Below are 2413 nucleotides of genomic sequence, written 5' to 3'. Positions count from 1 at the left end.
GTAAGCCCGTATTCAAACAACGCATATAAAACGGCAGCATCTCCTGGTACAATCAAGGTATTAATTTAAAGGAGGTGCTTTTCATATGCCGCAACAAAAGCTAACCATCGTCCCCGTTACATTACATACCGATAGCGAAAAAAATTCCGCATCAAATCCAGCAGCGGTCTCCTCAAATCCTACTTGCACGATCAAAGCAGGCAATACTGAAATTTCCTTCTTCAACGGTGTAGATGAGCACATAATCCAAACCGTTATGAGGGAGTTGAAAGATCGGTGAAACACGATTTTACAAGTGTGAAAAATATTTATATCATTTGTGGAAAAACGGACATGAGAAAAGGAATAGATGGGCTAGCAACACTGATCCAAGATTCTTTCGAACTTGATCCATATGGCGATTCTATTTTCTTATTTTCTGGATGGAGTAAAGATCGCTATAAATGTTTATATTTCGACGGTGATGGCTTCGCCATGCTTTATAAACGTTTGGATAACGGCAAACTCCAATGGCCAAAAGATGAAAATGAAGTTCGCAATCTTTCACAACAGGAGCTTCGCTGGCTCCTTGAAGGATTATCAATCCAGCAGCCAAAGGCGATTCTTCCATCAACAAAAGGTGTCTTTTAAATTCGTTAAAGCCCATTATTTTACCTTTATTCCACTGTTCGAACTCGTTATAATAAGAAGAGTGAATCCGAACAAAGAGTGGTGAATGATGTGACGAACGTTTCTTCTACAAGTGAAAATCAATTTGATAGATTAATTAGATTGCTTGAAGAGCAATTGGCTCATTCGAATCAACAAAACCAGGAACTATCTAAAAAATTGGATAAATCTTTAAAACAGAACGAAGCGTTAACCGAGCAAGTTCGCCATTTAACTAAGCTTTTATATGGATCAAAAACCGAAAAATCGAAATACAATACACCAGATGGGCAAGTATCACTATTTGAAGATGACCCGTCTTTTAATGAACCTGAGCAAACAGGAGAACAAAGCCAACAGACAATTTCTTACACTGTTGTACGAAAAGTTCAAAAGAAAAGACGGAATGATTCCATGCATGATGGTATTGAGGTAGAAGCTGTTCACCATCATCCGGAGAATACGTTTTGTGACTGTTGCCAAGGGCAAATGATTGAAATTGGCAGTACAATCGTGCGCGAAGAAGCAGAATTTATTCCTGCTAGAATGAAGAAAGTTCAACACATTGAACACGCGTATGAATGTAAAAAGTGCAAAGGCGATGCCTTTCAAAAGGCTCAAATAAAACGTGGTAAAGCGCCACAGTCTCCTATTCAACGAAGTATCGCAAGTCCTAGCGTACTTGCCAAAGTCATCTATGATAAATTTGTGCAATACTTACCCCTTTACCGTCAGGTAAAGGAATGGGATCGTTATGGCCTCAATACCAATGATAAGAACCTTTCCAATTGGGTTATTCGTGCATCACACGATTGGTTATTGCCTATTTACCTACGAATGAAAGATTTGATGATGGATAAATCTCTTTTACATATTGATGAAACATATGGACAAATCCTCTACCGATCCGATGGGAAATCTGGTCAAACAAATGCCTACAATTGGGTGGCGCGAAGTGTGCCATGCCAAGGACCACCCATGACTCTCTTTCATAGCGCATTATCACGATCTCGATCTGTCCTTGAAAGTTTCATAGAAGGCTTTTCTGGCACGATTGTTTGCGACGGTTATTCTGCCTATGATAAATTGGAGGGCATTACTTTCGCAAATTGTTGGGCGCATGTTCGTCGTTATTGGCTGAAAGCGGAAAGTAAAAATGGTCGAATTGGCGTGAGCTATTGTGATGATTTATATCGACTCGAAAGGAAATTTAAACATTTGTCTCCAAGTAAGCGAAGAAAAAAACGCCAAAAATACTCGAAGCCAATTGTAGATAAATTCCTTAAATGGGTTGAAAAATCACCATTTTACGGAAAAAATGCACTAGCGAAAGCAGCTGAATACACATTGAACAGGGCAAATGGTCTCAAAGCGTTCCTTAATGACGGGCGCATTGAAATTGATAATAATCCGGCCGAAAACGCAATCCGTCCTAACGTTCTAGGTAGAAAAAATTGGCTCTTTAGTGTTAGTGAAGCCGGTGCAAAAGCGAATGCCATTTGTTTGAGTATCGCAGAAACTGCCAAAAGTAACGGAGTTGATTTCTATGAATATTTAAAGAAACTTTTGACGGATCTACCGAACCTCAAAATCCAGCAAAACCCTGAAATTTTAAATCAGTACATGCCCTGGTCAAAAATGATCAAGGCAGAATGTAGCAAATAACTAAAATAAGCCGTAAAAATTTGATTAAAATAGTCAAGATTTACGGCTATTTGTGATGCGTACCCGAAGGTACGCTTGTTTTTTTATAGTTCGGGCTTAC

Annotated in this window: 3 protein-coding genes; all 3 read left to right on the top strand. The window is 39.0% G+C overall.

The features are described 5' to 3' along the window. The first annotated feature begins 85 nt into the window (after positions 1–85). The 3 genes from M3183_RS26450 to tnpC all read left to right on the top strand — a co-directional run bounded on the left by M3183_RS26450 (position 86) and on the right by tnpC (position 2313). The gene (locus M3183_RS26450; RefSeq protein ID WP_251475028.1) at positions 86–280 is read left to right on the top strand and encodes a hypothetical protein; all 195 of its coding nucleotides are present in this window, start codon (positions 86–88) and stop codon (positions 278–280) included. Continuing rightward, positions 277–630 carry an IS66 family insertion sequence element accessory protein TnpB gene (gene tnpB, locus M3183_RS26445; protein WP_026575699.1) on the top strand — a complete coding sequence of 118 codons (354 nt, stop codon included), beginning with the start codon at positions 277–279 and terminating at the stop codon, positions 628–630. Before M3183_RS26450 ends, tnpB begins: the two co-directional genes overlap by 4 nt. Before the next feature lie 90 nt (positions 631–720). Continuing rightward, positions 721–2313, top strand: coding sequence for an IS66 family transposase (gene tnpC, locus M3183_RS26440; protein WP_251475027.1), 1593 nt, complete (start codon positions 721–723; stop codon positions 2311–2313). The last annotated feature ends 100 nt before the right edge of the window (positions 2314–2413 follow it).

The organism is Neobacillus mesonae, assembly GCF_023715155.1.
Lineage (GTDB): Bacteria > Bacillota > Bacilli > Bacillales > Cytobacillaceae > Neobacillus > Neobacillus mesonae_A.
The sequence above is the reverse complement of the archived record's forward strand: the minus strand, read 5'-3'. Positions and strand labels throughout refer to the sequence as shown.